This is a genomic window from Pseudomonas sp. NFR02 (genome assembly GCF_900119375.1).
Lineage (GTDB): Bacteria > Pseudomonadota > Gammaproteobacteria > Pseudomonadales > Pseudomonadaceae > Aquipseudomonas > Aquipseudomonas paracarnis.
This window is the reverse complement of the sequence record NZ_FPJJ01000004.1, coordinates 206873-225925: the sequence shown is the minus strand read 5'-3', so window position 1 is coordinate 225925 and position 19053 is coordinate 206873. Positions and strand designations below refer to the sequence as shown.

Genomic DNA, 19053 nt, shown 5'->3' with positions numbered 1-19053 from the left:
GTTTAAAATTAGAATCGGCACCCTAAGAGCCAGGTTAGGCCAACGCCTTATCCAGGGCTTTTTCGATTTCAGACTTGATCGTGCCACTCATGGCCGACATCAACAGGCCGAGTTCGACATCGATGCGCAGCGAGTCTTCGCCTACCGCGACCGTGCCCTTAACCCCGGAACGTTTGAGCTTCAGGGTGTCGCCAGCCCATGAAGACTCCACCCCATATTTATCCTCGAGTTTGCGCGCCAATTGCTCAGCCTTGGCCCGCGCCTGTTCTTTTCCCAGGGTATGTTCACGCTCAACGGTAATACGGGCCATTGCAATGACTCCTCTATATAACGACTCAGAACACCCGCCATGCGGCAAAAGGTCTCGATGAGCGCCTATCTTACCTGCAGCCTTGCCAAGACAAAGTAGGCCTTGGGGATTATCATGTCCCGCATTCTCTTTTGGTGACAGCGATATGACTGATCAGCGCAAAGGCAGCGATGCCGAACCCACCACTCACTTCGGCTTCAAGAACGTCCCGGAAAGCCAGAAAGCGGAAAAAGTCGCTGAGGTGTTCCACTCCGTGGCGGCCAAGTACGACCTGATGAACGATGTGCTCTCCGGCGGCATGCACCGCCTGTGGAAGCGCTTCACCATCGAGTTGTCGGGCGTACGCACCGGCAACCGGGTGCTGGACATCGCCGGTGGCACGGGCGATTTGGCGGCCAAGTTCTCCAAGCTGGTTGGCCCCACCGGCCAGGTGGTATTGGCCGATATCAACGGTTCGATGCTCAAGGTTGGCCGCGACCGCCTGCTCGACAAAGGCGTGGCCGGCAATATCGAGTTCGTTCAGGCCGATGCCGAGAAGCTGCCCTTCCCCGACAACCATTTCGACTGCGTGACCATCGCCTTCGGCCTGCGTAACGTGACTCACAAGGAAGACGCGATCCGCTCGATGCTGCGCGTACTCAAGCCGGGTGGCCGCCTGCTGGTGCTGGAATTCTCCAAGCCGACCAACGCGCTGATGTCCAAGGTCTACGACACCTATTCGTTCGCCTTCATGCCACTGATGGGCAAGCTGATCACCAACGACGCCGAGAGCTACCGCTACCTGGCCGAGTCGATCCGCATGCACCCGGACCAGGAAACCCTGAAGTCGATGATGGTGGAGGCCGGTTTCGACCGCGTGACCTACCACAACATGACGTCCGGCATCGTCGCCCTGCACCGCGGCATCAAGCCCTGATGCTGCTGCAAGGTCTTCTCGCCAGCGTCGAGCACGGCCTCAACCGTGTACTGCGCCTGGACAGCACCGCCCTGGCGCGGCTCGCGCACCTGACCGGCAAAGTCATTGCCGTCGACTGCCGAAGCCCCGCCTTGCAGCTGTTTATCCTGCCCAGCGATGAAGGCCTGCTGCTCGCCACTCAATGGGCCGCTGAGGCCGATTGCACTCTGCGTGCGCCAGCCTCAAGCCTGTTGCACCTGGCACTGAGCCGCAACAAAACCGCCATCCTCCACAGCCCCGAGGTGGAACTGGAAGGCGACAGTGCGGTGCTGATGGACCTGGCCGCCGTGCTGCAAGACCTGGAGCTGGACTGGGAATACGAACTGTCGCGCTGGATTGGCCCCGTCGCCACCCAGTTGATCAGCGGGCACCTGCGCAGCCGCTCGCGCTGGTACCAGCAAGGGTTCGCCAGCCTCAACCAGAACCTTGCCGAATACCTGAGCGAAGAATCGCGCACCCTGGTCGGGCAACGGGAAGCGCAAGCGCGCTTTCGCGAGCTCGACAAGGCCAAAATCGACCTGGAACGCCTCGAGGCCCGCTTCGAGCGCTTGAGCCGTTCCCTTGATCCAAGCGATAACGCATGAAGCTGCTCGCCGTCCGCCGTTTGTTTCGTATCCAGCGCGTCGTAATCCGCTACCGTCTCGATGACCTGCTGTTTGCCCTGCCTTTGCCATGGTTCCTGCTGGCGGTGCGTTATGTGCTGCCGTGGCGCTGGTTGCCGCGCAAACCGTCACCGTTGAGCCGTGGCGCCAGCCTGCGCCTGGCATTGCAGGATTTGGGGCCGATCTTCATCAAGTTCGGGCAGATCCTCTCCACCCGCCGCGACCTGTTGCCCGAAGACATCGCCGACGAGCTGATGCTGCTGCAAGACCGCGTGCCGCCGTTCGATTCGCAGCAATCGATGGCGCTGATCGAAGAACAGCTGGGCCAGAAGATCAGCGAGGTGTTCAGCCGCTTCGACGTCGAGCCCCTGGCCTCGGCGTCGGTGGCGCAAGTGCACGCCGCGCAGCTCAAGACCGGCGAAGAAGTGGTGGTGAAAGTCATTCGCCCAGGCCTCAAGCCGATCATCGGCCAGGACCTGGCATGGCTGTTCATCCTGGCCCGCGCGGCCGAACGCTTCTCTGCCGATGCGCGCCTGCTGCACCCGGTGGACGTGGTCGCCGACTACGAAAAAACCATCTACGACGAACTCGACCTGCTGCGCGAAGCGGCCAACGCCAGCCAATTGCGACGCAACTTCGAAGGCTCGCAACTGTTGTACGTGCCGCAGGTGTATTGGGACTGGTGCCGGCCCAAAGTGCTGGTGATGGAGCGCATCTACGGCGTGCAGGTCACCGACCTTGCGACCCTGGCCGACCAACGCACCGACATGAAGATGCTGGCCGAGCGCGGTGTGGAAATCTTCTTCACCCAAGTGTTCCGCGACAGCTTCTTCCACGCCGACATGCACCCGGGCAACATCTTCGTCAGCACCGTCAACCCGTGGAGCCCGCAGTACATCGCCATCGACTGCGGCATCGTCGGCAGCCTCACCCCGGAAGACCAGGATTACCTGGCGCGCAACCTGTTTGCCTTCTTCAAGCGCGACTACCGTCGTGTGGCGCAGCTGCACATTGATTCGGGTTGGGTGCCGGCGGAAACCAAGCTCAACGAATTCGAAGCGGCGATCCGTACCGTCTGCGAGCCGATCTTTGAAAAACCGTTAAAAGATATTTCCTTCGGTCAGGTACTGATGCGTCTGTTCCAGACCGCGCGGCGTTTCAATATGGAAGTACAGCCGCAGTTGGTGTTGTTGCAGAAGACCCTGCTGAACATCGAAGGCCTGGGCCGCCAGCTGTACCCGGACCTCGACTTGTGGAACACCGCGCAACCCTTCCTGGAACGCTGGATGCGCGAGCGCATGAGCCCCAAAACCATGCTGGGCAACCTGCACAGCCAGTTCGAACAGCTGCCGCACCTGGCCAACATGACCCGCGACCTGCTGGAGCGCATGTCCCAGCCCCACGCCAAGGACCCTGAGCCACCGTGGCGCAAGCGCAAGGACGACTGGTTCCTGCGCCTGCTCGGCGCCGCGCACCTGGTGGGCGGTGTGATGCTGGCGATTGGTGGGCCATTGAACCAACTGGGCCACTGGCCAGCCGGCATCATGGTCGCCGTGGGTGTTTATCTGATCGTGCGTCGATAGCCCATCCGGTTATACACTGTCGCAAATTGCCGGAGCCGAACATGAAAGACTGGCTGGATGAGATCAAGTGGGACAGTGACGGCCTGGTGCCGGCCATTGCCCAGGACTACAAGACCGGGCGCGTGCTGATGATGGCCTGGATGAACCGCGAGGCCCTGAGCCTCACCGCCGCCGAGCAGCGCGCCATCTACTGGTCACGTTCGCGTGGCAAACTGTGGCGCAAGGGCGAAGAATCCGGGCACGTGCAGACCCTGCACGAGCTGCGCCTGGACTGCGATGCCGACGTGGTGATCCTCAAGGTCGAGCAGATCGGCGGCATTGCCTGCCACACTGGCCGCCACAGTTGCTTCTATCGCGTGTTAGAGAATGGCGAATGGAAGGTTGTGGAGCCGGTGCTCAAAGACCCGCACGCCATCTACCCAGCAGGACACTGAACATGAGCGATACCCTGAACCGTGTGGCCCAGGTGCTGGAAGACCGCAAAGGCGCGGATGCCGACAGCTCCTACGTCGCCAGCCTGTACCACAAGGGTCTGAACAAGATTCTGGAAAAACTCGGCGAAGAATCCGTCGAGACCATCATTGCGGCCAAGGACGCGCAAATCAGCGGTGATTACAGCGATGTAATCTATGAGACCGCAGACTTGTGGTTCCATAGCCTGGTGATGCTCGCCCAACTGGGGCAGCACCCACAGGCCGTGCTGGATGAACTGGACCGTCGCTTCGGCTTGTCCGGGCACGCCGAGAAGGCCTCGCGCCCGTCCGCCTGAATAACGTAAGACTTGAGGATTTGAAGCATGGGCATTTTTGACTGGAAACACTGGATCGTCATTCTGGTGGTGGTGGTATTGGTGTTCGGCACCAAGAAGCTCAAGAACCTGGGCACCGATGTGGGCGAGTCGATCAAGGGCTTTCGCAAAGCCATGAACGATGATGAAAAGCCAGCCGAGCCAAGCGCCAACCCGGTGCCACCGGCCCAGCCTGTTCACCCGCAGGCCACCCAGCCGATCACCGAGCGCCGTACCTTCGACGTGCAGGCTGAAAAGGTCCAAGAGCCGACCCGCAAAGACTCGTGAGCACTGACTAATGTTTGGTATCAGCTTCTCTGAACTGCTGCTCGTCGGCCTGGTGGCCCTGCTGGTACTGGGGCCGGAACGCCTGCCCGGTGCCGCACGCACCGCCGGCTTGTGGATCGGGCGCCTCAAGCGCAGTTTCAACGCGATCAAACAGGAAGTTGAACGGGAAATCGGTGCCGACGAAATCCGTCGGCAATTGCACAACGAGTACATCCTCTCGTTGGAGCAGGAAGCCCGCAAGATTCTTTCCCCGGTGCAAGAGCCGGCCAAGCCGGTAACGCCGGTGGCCGAGCACAGCATCGCGCCAGCCCCTGTGGCCGACGCCGCACCGGCAGCGCCCGCTCCTACGACGCCCGCGCCGACGCCCGTTGCGTCGCCCGCACCCCATGACCCTACATTGCCGCCGCGAGCCCCATGAGCGCTGATAAACCGGAAAACGACCAGCATATGCCGCTGGTCTCGCACCTCACCGAGCTGCGTACCCGCCTGCTGCGTTGCGTGGCGGCGATCTTCATCATCTTTGCCGGGCTGTTCGCCTTTACCCAGCAGATCTACACCTTCGTCTCGACGCCCCTGCGCCAGTACCTGCCGGCCGGCGCGACGATGATCGCCACCGATGTGTCGTCGCCGTTCCTGACGCCCTTGAAGCTGACCATGATGGTCTCGCTGTTCCTGGCGATCCCGGTGATCCTGCATCAGATCTGGGGTTTTATCGCGCCAGGCCTCTACAAGCATGAGAAGCGCATCGCCGTGCCGTTGCTGGTGTCGAGCATCCTGCTGTTCTACACCGGCATGGCCTTCGCCTATTTCCTGGTGTTCCCACTGATCTTCAAGTTCTTCGCCGCCGCGACTCCAGCCGGTGTGGAAATGATGACCGATATCACCAGCTACCTCGATTTCGTGATGACGCTGTTCTTCGCCTTTGGCGTGGCGTTTGAAATTCCGGTAGCGGTAGTGTTGCTGGTGTGGATCGGCGTGGTCGACGTCAAGTACCTGAAGAAGATCCGCCCGTATGTGATCATCGGCTGCTTCGTGGTCGGCATGATCCTCACGCCACCGGACATCTTCTCCCAGACCTTGTTGGCCGTGCCGATGTGGATGCTGTTCGAAGTGGGCATCCTGTTCAGCGGCTTGATCAGCAAGCGTGGCGAACACCCGGATGACGCGCCTGTCGACGACGACCAGCCGCCTGCGACCCAGCCGTGAACCTGCTACTGCTCGAAGAGGCCGACTTTATCGCGGCCGACCGCGTAGTGCTGCGTGATCGGCGCCTGGTGCATATGCAGGAGGTTCACCGCGCCGCCGTCGGTGACTCCCTGCGCGTGGGCCGGATTGGCGGGCTGATGGGCAATGCCCAACTGCTGCGCCTGGAAGCCGCTGAAGCCGAACTGCAAGTGAGCTTCGACCAACCGCCACCGAGCAAATTACCCCTGACCTTGCTGCTGGCCCTGCCCCGCCCGAAGATGCTGCGCCGGGTGTTGCAAACCGTGGCGGCCATGGGCGTGCCCAAGGTGGTGCTGGTCAACAGCTACCGCGTGGAAAAAAGCTTCTGGCAAACCCCGTTCCTGGAGCCTGAAGCGGTGCGCGAGCAATTGATCCTCGGCCTGGAACAAGCGCGGGACACGGTGCTGCCCGAGATCATTATCGAGAAACGCTTCAAGCCGTTTGTGGAAGATCGGCTGCCGGCCATGGCGGCTGGCACCCTGGGCCTGATCGGCCATCCGGGCGATTACCCAGCCTGCCCCCGTGCCCTCGAGGAACCGGTGACCCTGGCGATCGGCCCGGAAGGCGGCTGGATTCTCTATGAAGTGGACTTGCTGGCCAAGGCCGGTTTGCAGCCGGTGCAACTGGGTGCACGTATTTTGCGCGTCGAAACCGCCGTAACGGCCCTGCTCGCCCGCCTGTTCTAACCCCCCGACTGATCGTTCCCACGCTCTACGTGGGAATGCCGCTCAGGACGCTCTGCGTCCGCCCTTGTGACGCAGAGCGTCACGCCATTCATTCCCACGCAGAGCGTGGGAACGATCAGCAGAGCGTGGGAACGATCATGTGCATAGCTACAGAATCTCGCGCCCGTGCCGATAGCCTTTGAATAAGTCCAAGCCTTGTTCCAGGGGAGTTCGCAGCATGTATCGTTGGTTAGCCGAGAAGTTGGGGAATGTAAGCGTCAACCGCAAGCTGAGCGTCGGCTTTGGCCTGGTATTGGTCCTGACGCTGTTGATCACCTTTACCGGCTGGACCGGCCTGGGGGATGTGATCAGTCGCGGCGACAAGCTGGGCTTCATTTCCAGCCTCAATGGCCTGACCAAAGACCTGCGCCTGGCACGTCTGGACTTCGATATGCGCCGTGGCGAGCAAGGCACGGACAAGGTCGACGGCCTGCTCGCCCACCTCGACAGCGGCCTGAAGACCGCCGCCGAGCTGATCGAGCAACCTGACGACAAAGCCCTGGTCGAGCAACAGCAGGAAGCCTTGAACCAATACAAAAAGGCCTTCGCGGCCATGGTCCAGGCGGGCCTCAAGCGTGAGGGTGCTCGCAGCAAGCTCGGCGACACTGCCGACAATGCTGTCGCCAAGATCAATGAAATCGAAAAAGCCCTGCTGCAAGGTGACAGCGTCACCCAGTTCAACAGCGTGGTGGAGCAGAGCAAGCTGATCCAGCAATCGCGCTTCCAAGTACGCGGCTACACCTACAGCGGCAAGGTCGAAGCCGAGCAACCGGCCCTGGATGCTATCGACAACGCCCTGAAGAAAATCACCGAACTGCAAGGCCAGCTGCCGGCCCAATACCAGGCCAACCTGCAAGAAGCCGGGGCTTCACTGCAAGCCTACCGCGCCGCCGTCAGCCAGTATCGCGATTCCCAGGTCGCCAGCGCGGCTGCGCTGAAAACCATGATCGCCCAAGGCGACATCCTGCTGGGCCACAGCGAAAAACTCACCGTCTCCCAGACCGCCGTGCGTGACGCAGATGCCGCGCAGGCCAAATACCTGTTGCTGCTTGCCACCGTGCTGGCGCTGATCGTCGGCATCTTCGCAGCCTGGGCCATCACCCGCCAGATCGTCATCCCCCTGAACCAGACCCTCAAAGTCGCCGAGCGTGTGGCCTCCGGCGATCTGAGCCACAACCTGGAATCGGGCCGCCAGGACGAACTGGGTCAATTGCAGCGTGCCATGCAAAGCATGACCGTAGGCCTGCGCGAGTTGATCGGCGGGATCAGCGACGGTGTCACCCAGATCGCCAGCGCCGCCGAGCAGTTGTCGGCCGTGACCGAACAAACCAGCGCCGGGGTCAACAGCCAGAAGGTCGAGACCGACCAGGTGGCCACCGCCATGAACGAGATGGCGGCCACCGTGCAGGAAGTGGCGCGCAATGCCGAAGAGGCCTCGGAAGCCGCCGTGGCTGCTGACCAGCAAGCCCGTGAAGGCGACCAGGTGGTGGGTGAAGCCATCGCCCAGATCGAGCGACTGGCCACCGAGGTGGGTAATTCCACAGTGGCCATGGGTGAACTCAAGCGCGAGAGCGACAAGATCGGCAGTGTGCTCGACGTGATCAAATCCGTGGCCCAGCAAACCAACCTGCTGGCCCTTAACGCCGCCATTGAGGCCGCGCGTGCCGGTGAGGCCGGCCGTGGCTTTGCCGTGGTGGCCGACGAGGTGCGCAGCCTGGCCCAGCGCACGCAGAAGTCCACTGAAGAGATCGAAGAGCTGATCGTCGGCCTGCAAAGTGGTACCCAGCAGGTGGCAACCATCATGGACAACAGCCGCGGGCTGACCGAGAGCAGTGTTGAGCTGACGCGCCGCGCCGGCCACGCGCTGGGCAATATCACCCGCACCGTCTCGACCATTCAGGCCATGAACTCGCAGATCGCCACCGCCGCCGAGCAACAAAGCGCCGTGGCTGAAGAGATCAACCGCAGCGTGTTGAATGTGCGCGACATCTCCGAACAAACCTCGTCGGCCAGCGAAGAAACTGCGTCCTCCAGTGCCGAACTGGCGCGCCTGGGGATCTACCTGCAGACCCTGGTTGGGCGCTTCCGGGTCTGAATTACCCTACACGGCGGCTTACCAAAGCCGCGGTAACTTGTGAAATTTCCTACGCAGTTATCAGCCCTCCACGGCCCCGAATCGAATTAGCGTTTCATGTGTTGCGAAATGCTTTCTCTGATTCGGAGGTTCACCATGTTTTCTCGGCTAACCCGCGTGCTGGTCAATGCCAGCGTCCGCCTCAAGCTCGCCCTGGGTTTTGGCCAAGTGCTGATCCTCAGTTTCCTGATCGCCGCTACGGGCTGGCAAGCCTTGAACGCCGTGCTTTACCGATCCAATAGCCTGACGACCCTGGGTCAGTTGGCCGTTGACGCCGAGGCCATGCGCGCCGACCGCATCGTGTACCGCACCCTGACAGACAGCGATAGCCTGAGCAAAATGGCCGCGAAGATTGAACGGATGGACCAGCACTTGGCCGACCTATCAAACCGCCTGAAAGACCCGGCTGACCTGCAGCGACTTGAAGAAGCCAAGAGCCTTGCAAGCCACTTCAAGGCGGCACTGACGCAACTTCCGCCCCTGGTCGAACAGCGTGAGCGCATCCGCCAGGCGCTGAAAAAAGTCGCCCTGCAAGCCAGCGATACCCTCGCCCAATTTGCCAGTGACCTGCCTGATCAGAACGACGAAAAGGCCCTTGATGCCATTGAGCAACTGCGGCAGGCCATGGAGCTGGCCGAAGATCGCGCCCAGAGCCCCGCCTGGGCCGCGCAATCGCTGGCAATGTATACAGAGGCCATCGGCAAGGCCCTTGACGCCCTGGAGACCGCGCAACTGGCAGTCACAGCGCTGCCCGTGGACTCAGCACTGCTCAAGACCGACCTGGCTAACTATCGCGAGCAGTTGATCGAGTTCAAGGAAGCCCAGCTCAACGTGGAGACCGTGCAAAACCGCTTCGAACAGCAACTCGATGACCTGCGCGACAACAGTAACCAGTTGAGCCAAAGCCAGAACACCAAGCGCAACAGCGAGGCAGACCACACCCGCACATTGCTGATGAGCGTGACAGTGGCCGCCCTGGCCCTGGGCGCGCTGGCCGCCTGGTGGATCGCCCGGCAGATTGCGGTACCACTGCGGGAGATCCTTGGCGCCGCACGCCGCATTGCCGAGGGCGACCTTAGCCACGACATGGCGGTCGACCGTCGCGATGAACTCGGCCAGTTGCAGCAAAGCATCGGGCAAATGACCCGCAGCCTGCGTAGCCTGATCAGCAGTATCGGTGACAGCGCCCGGCAGATCGCCGGAGCGGCCACGCAGTTATCCACCGTCACCGAGCAGACCCGCAGCGGGCTCAACGAGCAGAAAGATGAAACCGACCAGGTGGCGACGGCAATGAATGAAATGCTCGCCACTGCCCAGGAAGTGGCGCGCCACGCCGAACGCGCCTCGCTGGCGGCCCAAGAAGCCGACCATCAGGCCGGCGCCGGTGAGCAGGTGGTCACCCAGGCTATGGAGCAGATTGGCAACCTGGCCAGTGAAATGGCGCTGTCGGGCCGTGCGATGCTCGCGCTGCAACAGGAGAGCCAGAAGATCGCCAGTGTGCTGGATGTGATCAAGTCTGTTTCTCAGCAGACCAACCTGCTGGCCCTGAACGCAGCCATTGAAGCGGCGCGTGCGGGCGCTGCCGGCCAAGGCTTTGCGGTGGTCGCCGACGAAGTGCGCAGCCTGGCCCAACGCACTCAGGAATCGGCCGAGGAGATCGAAGGGCTGATCCTCGGCCTGCATAACGGCACCCAGCAGGTGGCGGATATCATGGACAGCAGCCGTAACCTGACCGATAACAGCGTCACCCTGACCCGCGACGCCGGCGACGCCCTGATCGCCATTGCCCGCACGGTGTCGATCATCCAGGAAATGAACCCGCAGATCGCCGCCGCAGCGGAACAGCAAAGCGCTGTGGCCGAGGAGATCAACCGCAGTGTGCTGAAGGTACGGGACGTATCGGAACAAACCGCCGCCGCCAGCGAGGAAACGGCGGCGGCGAGTGTTCAGTTGGCGAGGTTGAGCCTGGACTTGCAGACGCTGGTCGACAAATTCAAGCTCTGAAACACCGCCACTGTAGGAGCGAGCTTGCTCGCGATAAACCCAAGGCCGCCGCGTTCATTCAGGGTGCGTGGCGTTCTCGTTGACGTTTTTCGCGAGCAAGCTCGCTCCTACAGTCATAGCACCTGGCGCAGGAAGGCTTGGGCGCGTGGGTCTTTTGGCGCATTGAAGAACTCCGCCGGCGCGGCGTCTTCCAGCAATTTGCCGTGATCGAAAAACAACACCCGGTCTGCCACTTCCCGGGCAAAGCCCATCTCGTGGGTGACGCACACCATGGTCATGCCTTCCAGGGCCAGGGTCTTCATCACGTCCAGCACTTCACCGACCATTTCCGGGTCGAGGGCCGAGGTGGGCTCGTCAAACAGCATCACCTTAGGCTCCATCGCCAGGGCCCGGGCAATGGCAACCCGCTGCTGCTGGCCGCCAGACAGGCGCGATGGAAACTCGCGGGCTTTCTGCGCTATACCGACCTTTTCCAGCAGCGCCAGGGCCTTGGCCTCCCGCTCTTGCTTGCCGCGCTTGCGCACGACCTTTTGCGCCAGGCACAGGTTTTCCAGCACGGTCATGTGAGGGAACAGGTTGAAGTGCTGGAACACCATGCCGACTTCACGGCGGTAGGCATTCACGTCGGTCTTCGGGTCGGCCAGTTGCAGGCCGTCGATGCTCACCGAACCCGAGTCGAATTCCTCCAAGCCGTTAAGGCAGCGCAGAAAGGTGGACTTGCCGGAACCCGAGGGACCGATCACCACCAGCACCTCGCCCTTGGCCACTTGGGTGGTGACATGATCCACCGCGCGCACCACCTGCCCACGGGTATCGAAGACCTTTACCAGATCGCGTACTTCAATCACTTTGGGCAAGCCTCCGCTCAAGCCGGCTGGCCATCTTCGACAGCGGCAGGTTGATCAGCAGGTACAAGCCCGCCACACAAAACAGGATTTCAAACGGCGAGAACGAGGTGGTGATCACTTCGCGGCCGCTCTTGAGCAACTCGGTAATCGCGATCACCGACACCAGGGACGTGTCCTTGACCAGGCTGATAAATTGCCCGGCCAGGGGCGGCAGCACGCGCTTGAAGGCCTGGGGCAGTACCACGTGGCGCATCGACTGGCTGGCACTCAAGCCCAGGGAGCGCGCCGCTTCGTCCTGGCCACGGGTGATGGACTGCACGCCGGCGCGCACGATTTCTGCCACGTAGGCACCCGTGAACAACGACAGCGCGGCAATCCCGGCAAACTCCCGGGACAGGTTGAGCACCGTGCCGATAAAGAAATAGAAAATGAAGATCTGCACCAGCAGCGGCGTGCCCCGCACCAGCTCGACGTAGATTGTCGACAGGTCGCGCAAGGTGGGGTTTTTCGACAGCCGGCACAGCCCGGTCGCCAAGCCAATCGCCAAGCCCAGAATGCCGGACACTACCGACAGCCACAGCGTGGTCCACAAGCCCCACATCAACGGCCCCAGTGCCCATTGCCGAGTCACGCCGACCACATCGCCTTCCGCCACATCATCGCCGCGCGCCACTTGCAGGCTGTTATCGGCGACTGTGAGCTTTTGTTCCACTCCGGCGTCGTTGCGCAGGGTGACTTCGGCCATGTCGCCTTTGCGCACCAACTCGACCACAGTGGAAATATCCGCAGCGCGCTGGGAGGTTTCGGCTTGATAGGCGAAGTATTGGGGGACGCGGTTCCAGCGCCACTCGTAGGACATCAACGACGTGGCGTAGTACAAGGCACCCGCCAGGCCGACCAGCACGACCACCGTCAGCAGGTGCCAGGGCCATTGGGCTTTTTTCTGTTTCATTTCACTTTCCAGTTTTTTGTCGCCTGTCATGCCGCCTTCGCGAGCAAGCCCGCTCCCACATTTTGACCGCACTCTCATGTTGCAACTCGGTCAAATGTGGGAGCGGGCTTGCTCGCGAAGGGCGCGACGCGGTGTTCAGTCAGGCCTTATTCCATGTCCTTGAGCCACTCGGAGCTCTTGAACCACTTGTCATGGATGCGATCGTAGGTGCCGTCGTTACGGATCTGGTGCAGGAAGTTGTTGATGAAGTTGATGCTGTCGTAATCGCCTTTCTTCAAACCGAACGCCAAAGGTTCAAAGGTGAAGGGTTCTTCCAGGAACACCAGCTTGCCGTTCCCGACCTTCTTTTCGGCCACTACGTTGTACGGTGCGTCGTAGACGAACGCATCAGCCTTGCCGTTGACCACGTCGAGCACGCCTTCCTGCTCGTTGTCGTAGCCGTGGTACTTGGCCTTGGAGATCAGCTTCTTGGCAACCATCTCACCGGTGGTGCCGAGCTTGGAGGTCAGGCGGTATTTCTCGTCGTTCAGGTCTTTGTAGGACTTGATGGTACCTTCCAGTTCCTTGCGGATCAGCAGCGTCTGGCCGACCACGATGAAGGGTTCGCTGAAGTTCAGGCGCAGGTTGCGTTCCTGGGTCAGGGTCATGCCGCTGCCAATCATGTCGAACTTGCCGGTCAGGAAGGCCGGGATGATGCCGTCGTACCCGGTGGACACCAGCTCCAGCTTGACGCCCATGGACTTGGCCATAGCCTTGAGGATGTCCACTTCGAAACCAATGATTTCGCCGCGCTTGTCGGTCATTTCGAACGGCATGTAGGTGGGGTCCATACCGACTTTCAACGTGCCGCGCTTGACCGCCTCATCAATGGCGCCGGCCTGGGCCGCAGTGGCGGCGACCAGCGCGGTGACACCGAGCATCAGCATCGAAAGATACTTTTTCATCATCAAGACCCCTGAACGATTCTTATAAGGTGGGCGCACAGAAGGGCTGCGCCATTTCGGGGTGCGATCCTAACCCACTCGTTGTCCGCCACAAAGGTTTCACCGGTAAATGTTATCGGCGTGTGTCGCAAAACACTGACAGCGAGCCGGCCAGGCACAGAGGCAGACGCTTGCGCGCGACCTCTCGATTAGGGATTGATGTGTAAGCAGTTATGACGATCAGTCGATCTCGGCTATCCAGGCCGTGTCCCTGAACCACTTGTCATGCAGGCGATCATAGGTGCCGTCCTGGGCGATCTGGTTGAGAAAATGGTTGATCCAATTGAGGCTGTCGTAATCGCCTTTTTTCAGGCCAAACGCCAAAGGCTCAAAGGTGAAGGGTTGCTCCAGTACCAACAAAGCACTGTTCTGCGGCCGACTCATCGCGATCAGGTTGTAGGGCGCATCATGGATAAAAGCATCGGCCTTGCCTTCAACGACCTGCCGCACGCCTTCTTCCGGGTTGGCCACACTGTTGAGCCGCGCTGATAGGAGAAAGCGCTGTGCCGCGGCTTCGCCGGTGGTGCCTTGGGTTGCAACGACGCGGTAACTGGGATCGTCCAGCTCTTCAATACTGGACACTTTCCCGCCCAGGCGCGGATGCAGTAGCACAGTCTGGCCCACCACGATAAACGAGTCACTGAAGTTGAGCTTGAGGTTGCGCTCCTGAGTGACCGTCATGCCGCTGCCAATCAGATCAAACTTGTTCGCCATCAGCCCCGACAACAACTCCGTGTAGGGCACCGCCACCAATTCAAGCTCTACGCCCAGCGCGCGGCTCATGGCGTGGAGCAAGTCAATTTCAAAGCCGACGATGCGCCCCTGCTTATCGAGCATTTCGAAGGGCACGTTATTGGGGGTGGTGCCGACCTTAAGCACGCCGCGGTGCACAGCATTGTCCAGCGCGCCGGCGTAAAGCAGGCCTGCCTGTCCCCCCAGGAAAAAGCCCATCAGCAATGCCAAACAATACCTTTTGATCATGAATGCCCCCGCAGCGAGTCCAATTTGGGGGGCGATCCTAACCCAGCCGCAGGCACGGCAATACGCTTCGAACAAAGGTCTTTTGTTTCGAAATAACAAGGAGTTAGCGATAAAAGGAAGAGGCTAAAAACGCTGTAGGACCAACGTTTGAAACACCCCCGAAGTGAGCCTTCGGGGGTGCCTGAATCAGGCCGGCTGGGCCTGGGGCGACTGTGGTTGCAGGGGCAGCAATGGCGCGTGCGGATCGGCCTTGATCGAGGCACGCCAAGCGCCTAGCCACTCGGCGTGACCTTCGCTCCACACCTGCTCATGCAGACGAGCCAAGGCCACCGGATCGCTGAGCAAGGCCAGGCGTTCGCTGTTGTTGAGGCCAGCCGGGCCGACTTTCAACGCGTGGCGAACACGCTCCATGCGCAGGTACTCGATGGGCTCGGCCTCACGGTGCCGCGAGGTCGCCAAGGCGCAGGCCAGAGCGTTCTGCTGCGGGTCGACCACCGAACGCACAAAGCCGTCGTTGAGGGCGTGCCAACGGTTTTCGTGGGTGTACTTCTCGGTCGACAGCAGGGCCTGCGGCGGGTTGTATTCCTCAGGGATCAGGAACAGGCTCTCGTCGCGGGACTTGAGGCCCAACTTGACCCGGCTGGAAATCACCGACACCGGGATCGACAGCATCAGCGAGCCGACAATCGGCACCAGCCACCACAGGAAGCTCGGGTTCAGCCACACCACCAGCAGCGCCCACAGGAAGCCCAGCACGGTTTGCGGACCGTGGCGCTTGACCGCTTCGCTCCAGGGCGTGGAGTCGTCGTCACGTTGCGGCGAGTTCCAGGTAGCGGCCCAACCGAGGAACGCGGCGAGGACGAAACGGGTGTGGAAAATCATCCGCACCGGCGCCAGCAGCATGGAGAACAACATCTCCAGCAGCATCGACAGGGTTACCTTGAACTTGCCACCGAACTCTTTGGCGCCCTTGGCCCAGATCAAGATGATGCTGAGCAGTTTAGGCAGGAACAGCAGCACGATGGTGGTGGAGAACAGCGCCACCGCCTTGTCCGGGTGCCATTGTGGCCATAGCGGGTACAACTGGCGCGGGGCCATGAAGTACTGCGGCTCCATCAGCGTGTTCACCGCCAGCAAGGCCGTGGACAGCACCAGGAAGAAGAACCACAACGGCGCCGACAGATAAGACATCACGCCGGTCAGGAACACCGCACGGTGCACCGGGTGCATGCCTTTAACCAGGAACAGGCGGAAGTTCATCAGGTTACCGTGGCACCAGCGACGGTCACGCTTGAGTTCGTCCAGCAGGTTCGGCGGCAGTTCTTCGTAGCTGCCCGGCAGGTCGTAGGCAATCCACACGCCCCAGCCGGCACGGCGCATCAGCGCGGCTTCAACGAAGTCGTGGGAGAGAATCGCACCGGCAAACGCGCCTTTACCGGGCAGCGGCGCCAGGGCGCAGTGCTCGATAAACGGCTTCATACGGATAATGGCGTTGTGGCCCCAGTAGTGGGATTCACCCAACTGCCAGAAGTGCAGGCCGGCGGTAAACAGCGGGCCGTACACGCGAGTGGCGAACTGCTGCATGCGCGCATACAGGGTGTCCATACCCGACGCACGCGGCGCGGTCTGGATAATCCCGGCATCCGGCGTGGCTTCCATCAGGCGCACCAGGCTGGTCAGGCACTCGCCGCTCATCACGGAGTCAGCGTCGAGAACGACCATGTACTTGTAGTCACCGCCCCAACGACGGCAGAAGTCGTCGAGGTTGCCGCTCTTGCGCTTAACGCGGCGGCGACGACGGCGGTAGAAGATCTTGCCGAAGCCACCGGCTTCGCGGCATACGTCGAGCCAGGCTTGCTGTTCGGCGATGCAGATGTCGGCGTCGTTACTGTCGCTGAGCACGAAGAAATCGAAGCGATCCAGGTCACCGGTCGCGGCCACCGATTCGAACGTTGCACGCAAGCCGGCGAATACACGCGGCACGTCTTCGTTACAGATCGGCATCACCAGGGCGGTGCGCGCATCCTTTGGAATCGGCTCGTCACCGGCACTTTTACCGGAAATACGGTATTTATCGTGACCGGTCAGCAGCTCCAGGAAGCCCATGAGCGCAGTCCAGAAACCGGCCGACACCCAGCAGAACAGAATCCCGAACATGATCAGGATGCTGGTTTGCAGCGCGTAAGGCAGTACCTGGGTAGCGGTTTGCAGCAGGGTCTGGTTGCGAATTTCGTCGAAGTCGACCAGCGACCAGCCCTGGTACGGCATGATGCCTTTCATGTACCAGCCGGCCACGATGGTCTGGCCCAGCATCAGCACCAGCAGGATGTAACGACGGATCGAGCCCACGGTACGCCAGCGCGCAGCCGGCAATACCCGCTCATCTTTCGGTGGCTTGGGCGGGTTGGTGCGGCCGGTCATCCGGCGCCAACCGCGCACCAGGATGTTGGTGCGCCAAGGCTCGGGCACCACTTTGGTCCGACGAATCGGCGGCGTGGCCTTGAGACACACACGACCGCTGGCATCGAGCGCCAGCATCTCGGCGTCTTGCAGCTCTTCGGCGCTGTTGAGGGTCAAGCGGCGGCCGACCGACGCTTGGGCAGCGTCGGTCGGTGCGTCGAAGGTCTTGGACGACAGACGTTCGTGCAACTCGCTGAAGGACTTGCAGCCCGCCAGCTCGGCGCGCTGCTCAGCCGTCATGGGTAGATGCGCCAGGTACTCGGACAGAGTCTCTGGCTTGACTTGAGAATTACTCATCGGCAGGCAACTGATAGCTCCAGGTTTCGGTCAGGACTTGCTCGGTCTTGATCGGCTCCGGTGTGGCTGGGGCAGCCTCAGGCTGTTTGGCTTCCTTGTCCTTGGCGTCTTTCTTGGCCTGCTTCTCATGCTGCTTGGCCAAGACTTTGTCGGCCTTGAGCACATGGTTGGAAACCGACTCAGGCTCAGGCTGCACGATATCCTGCACCAATGCCGCACGCATTTCGGTCGGTTTGCTTGCGTCCTTGATCTTCATACGCAGGGTCAGGCGCCAGCCTTTGGTGTGTTCGTTGTAGCGCACGCTGTTTTCAACCAGTTCAGCGTTATCACCCACGCTCACCTGGCTACGTACCGGAGCGTCCGGCAGCAGTTTCTTCAGGGACGGGCCCTCGAAATCTACCAGGTAGGCCACGCTGCCATCGGGCTGACGGATCAGGTTCGATTGCTTCACGTCACCGGTAGAACGCAGGGTCTGCTTGACCCAGGCACTGTCCGGCGAATGGAAGGCCGCGTCGTCCAATGTCCAGTGCAGACGGTAAGCCACGTCCAGCGGCTTGCCGACTTCCGGCAGCTCGGCCGGGCTCCAGAAGGCCACGATGTTGTCGTTGGTCTCATCGGCGGTCGGAATTTCGACCAGGTCGACGGAGCCTTTGCCCCAGTCACCTTCAGGCTCGATCCAGGCGCTTGGGCGCTTGTCGTAGTTGTCGTCCAGGTCTTCGTAGTGGCTGAAGTTGCGGCCACGCTGCAGCAGGCCGAACCCACGCGGGTTCTCGACGCTGAAGTTGCTGACCGACAGGTGTTTAGGGTTGTTCAGCGGACGCCAGATCCACTCGCCATTGCCGGCGTGAATCGACAGGCCGCTGGAATCGTGGAGCTCGCGACGGTAGTTGAGGACCTTGGACGGCTGGTTGGCGCCGAACAGGAACATCGAGGTCAACGGCGCAACGCCCAGCTTGCTGACCTTGTCACGCAGGTACATCTGGGATTTGACGTCCACCACGGTGTCGGTGCCAGGGCGCAGGATCAGACGATAAGCGCCAGTGGCGCGTGGCGAATCCAGTAGCGCGAAAATCACCAAATGCTTGTCACCCGGCTTTGGACGCTCGATCCAGAACTCGGTGAAACGCGGGAATTCTTCGCCAGACGGCAACGCGGTGTCGATTGCCATGCCACGGGCAGACAGGCCATACACTTGGTCCTTGCCTACGACGCGGAAATAGCTGGCGCCGAGCATGGTCATGATTTCGTCTTGCTTGTCGGCCTTGTTGATCGGGAAAAGCACACGGAAACCGGCGTAACCCAGCTGTTCGGTGGCTTTAGGATCAAATTTCACGTCGCCGAAATCGAAACGCGTCGGGTCGTACTTGATTTCGTGCACGCTGTCGGCGGTGACTTCGTTGATTTTCACCGGGGTGTCGAAATGCATCCCCTGGTGATAGAAGGACAGCTTGAACGGGGTGTTCTGATCGGCCCACTCGGCTTTTTCATTGCGGAAACGAATTTTCTGGTAATCCGCAAATTTCATTTCGCGGAATTCGTTCGGCAGATTGCTGCGCGGAGCTTCGTACTTCTGCCCAGCCAGCTCTTTTGCCTTGGCCGACACATCATCCAGACTGAACGCCCACAGTTGACCCGCGCCGAACAGGCAAAACAGGGCAGAGCCCGTCACCAGTGCGTTTCGTAACCGTTTGGCAGACAATTTTGGTGCATTACAGGGACTAACAATCACGAGCAACCCTCGCCGAAAACAGATCAAAAAACCAACGGCCAGCTATCTATATGCCAGGTTGGCGAGCAATGTTCCGACTCCTCTGGGGCAAAATGATTCCCCATGCGGTTGTCGGACAAGGCTCTACCTAAGTCAAAAATGGACCAAACAACGCTGATCCCCGTAGCGCGCGATTATCTAGTAGCCCGCGA

At 60.9% G+C, this 19053-nt stretch carries 17 protein-coding genes and 2 pseudogenes; 12 read left to right on the top strand and 7 right to left on the bottom strand.

Translation table 11 applies throughout. The features are described from left to right. Positions 1-34 precede the first annotated feature (34 nt). Entirely contained in the window at positions 35-310 is a 276-nt protein-coding gene (locus BT199_RS14495) for a polyhydroxyalkanoic acid system family protein (protein WP_057702483.1), read from the bottom strand. A gap of 145 nt (positions 311-455) precedes the next feature. Between BT199_RS14495 and ubiE the strand changes: the two genes are divergently transcribed. The 12 genes and pseudogenes from ubiE to BT199_RS14440 all read left to right on the top strand — a co-directional run bounded on the left by ubiE (position 456) and on the right by BT199_RS14440 (position 10612). After that, entirely contained in the window at positions 456-1226 is a 771-nt protein-coding gene (gene ubiE / locus BT199_RS14490; RefSeq protein ID WP_003171186.1) for a bifunctional demethylmenaquinone methyltransferase/2-methoxy-6-polyprenyl-1,4-benzoquinol methylase UbiE, read from the top strand. Next, the gene (locus BT199_RS14485) at positions 1226-1849 is read left to right on the top strand and encodes a ubiquinone biosynthesis accessory factor UbiJ (RefSeq protein ID WP_019820017.1); all 624 of its coding nucleotides are present in this window, start codon (positions 1226-1228) and stop codon (positions 1847-1849) included. The genes ubiE and BT199_RS14485 overlap by 1 nt, the downstream gene beginning before the upstream one ends. Further along, on the top strand, positions 1846-3450 hold the full coding sequence (gene ubiB / locus BT199_RS14480) for a ubiquinone biosynthesis regulatory protein kinase UbiB (RefSeq protein ID WP_019820016.1): 1605 nt from the start codon (positions 1846-1848) through the stop codon (positions 3448-3450). The genes BT199_RS14485 and ubiB overlap by 4 nt, the downstream gene beginning before the upstream one ends. A gap of 41 nt (positions 3451-3491) precedes the next feature. Beyond that, positions 3492-3884, top strand: a complete 393-nt coding sequence (gene hisI, locus BT199_RS14475; RefSeq protein WP_072434778.1) for a phosphoribosyl-AMP cyclohydrolase — start codon at positions 3492-3494, stop codon at positions 3882-3884. A 2-nt stretch (positions 3885-3886) separates the two neighbouring features. Then, on the top strand, positions 3887-4219 hold the full coding sequence (locus BT199_RS14470; protein ID WP_003187881.1) for a phosphoribosyl-ATP diphosphatase: 333 nt from the start codon (positions 3887-3889) through the stop codon (positions 4217-4219). A 27-nt stretch (positions 4220-4246) separates the two neighbouring features. Further along, positions 4247-4525, top strand: a complete 279-nt coding sequence (locus tag BT199_RS14465) for a twin-arginine translocase TatA/TatE family subunit (RefSeq protein ID WP_003187877.1) — start codon at positions 4247-4249, stop codon at positions 4523-4525. Positions 4526-4535: 10 nt separating this feature from the next. Then, positions 4536-4943: a Sec-independent protein translocase protein TatB gene (gene tatB, locus BT199_RS14460; RefSeq protein WP_072434777.1), complete on the top strand. Its 408-nt coding sequence runs from the start codon at positions 4536-4538 to the stop codon at positions 4941-4943. Next, positions 4940-5731: a twin-arginine translocase subunit TatC gene (tatC, locus tag BT199_RS14455; protein ID WP_003187874.1), complete on the top strand. Its 792-nt coding sequence runs from the start codon at positions 4940-4942 to the stop codon at positions 5729-5731. The genes tatB and tatC overlap by 4 nt, the downstream gene beginning before the upstream one ends. Continuing rightward, on the top strand, positions 5728-6435 hold the full coding sequence (locus tag BT199_RS14450) for a 16S rRNA (uracil(1498)-N(3))-methyltransferase (protein WP_072434775.1): 708 nt from the start codon (positions 5728-5730) through the stop codon (positions 6433-6435). The genes tatC and BT199_RS14450 overlap by 4 nt, the downstream gene beginning before the upstream one ends. A gap of 217 nt (positions 6436-6652) precedes the next feature. Beyond that, a pseudogene (locus BT199_RS27700) lies at positions 6653-7711 on the top strand (methyl-accepting chemotaxis protein); the annotation flags it as partial. Then, positions 7697-8569: a methyl-accepting chemotaxis protein gene (locus tag BT199_RS27695; RefSeq protein WP_370694792.1), complete on the top strand. Its 873-nt coding sequence runs from the start codon at positions 7697-7699 to the stop codon at positions 8567-8569. The pseudogene BT199_RS27700 and the gene BT199_RS27695, both read left to right, overlap by 15 nt. A gap of 135 nt (positions 8570-8704) precedes the next feature. Beyond that, a complete protein-coding gene (locus BT199_RS14440) occupies positions 8705-10612 on the top strand; it encodes a methyl-accepting chemotaxis protein (RefSeq protein WP_072434773.1) in 1908 nt (635 codons plus the stop codon). Positions 10613-10725: 113 nt separating this feature from the next. On the opposite strand, the gene BT199_RS14435 is transcribed toward BT199_RS14440, so the two are convergent. The 6 genes and pseudogenes from BT199_RS14435 to BT199_RS14410 all read right to left on the bottom strand — a co-directional run bounded on the left by BT199_RS14435 (position 10726) and on the right by BT199_RS14410 (position 18862). Beyond that, complete coding sequence (locus BT199_RS14435; RefSeq protein ID WP_020302382.1) at positions 10726-11460, bottom strand: amino acid ABC transporter ATP-binding protein; 735 nt, start codon at positions 11458-11460, stop codon at positions 10726-10728. Then, on the bottom strand, positions 11453-12412 hold the full coding sequence (locus BT199_RS14430; RefSeq protein ID WP_019820013.1) for an amino acid ABC transporter permease: 960 nt from the start codon (positions 12410-12412) through the stop codon (positions 11453-11455). Before BT199_RS14430 ends, BT199_RS14435 begins: the two co-directional genes overlap by 8 nt. A gap of 146 nt (positions 12413-12558) precedes the next feature. Continuing rightward, entirely contained in the window at positions 12559-13356 is a 798-nt protein-coding gene (locus BT199_RS14425) for a transporter substrate-binding domain-containing protein (RefSeq protein WP_032901820.1), read from the bottom strand. 219 nt (positions 13357-13575) lie between these two features. Next, on the bottom strand, positions 13576-14376 hold the full coding sequence (locus tag BT199_RS14420; protein WP_014716548.1) for a transporter substrate-binding domain-containing protein: 801 nt from the start codon (positions 14374-14376) through the stop codon (positions 13576-13578). Between the two features lie 178 nt (positions 14377-14554). Further along, positions 14555-17133: pseudogene (mdoH, locus tag BT199_RS14415) on the bottom strand (glucans biosynthesis glucosyltransferase MdoH); the annotation flags it as partial. Then, entirely contained in the window at positions 17126-18862 is a 1737-nt protein-coding gene (locus tag BT199_RS14410) for a glucan biosynthesis protein G (protein WP_014716546.1), read from the bottom strand. The pseudogene mdoH and the gene BT199_RS14410, both read right to left, overlap by 8 nt. Positions 18863-19053 lie beyond the last annotated feature (191 nt).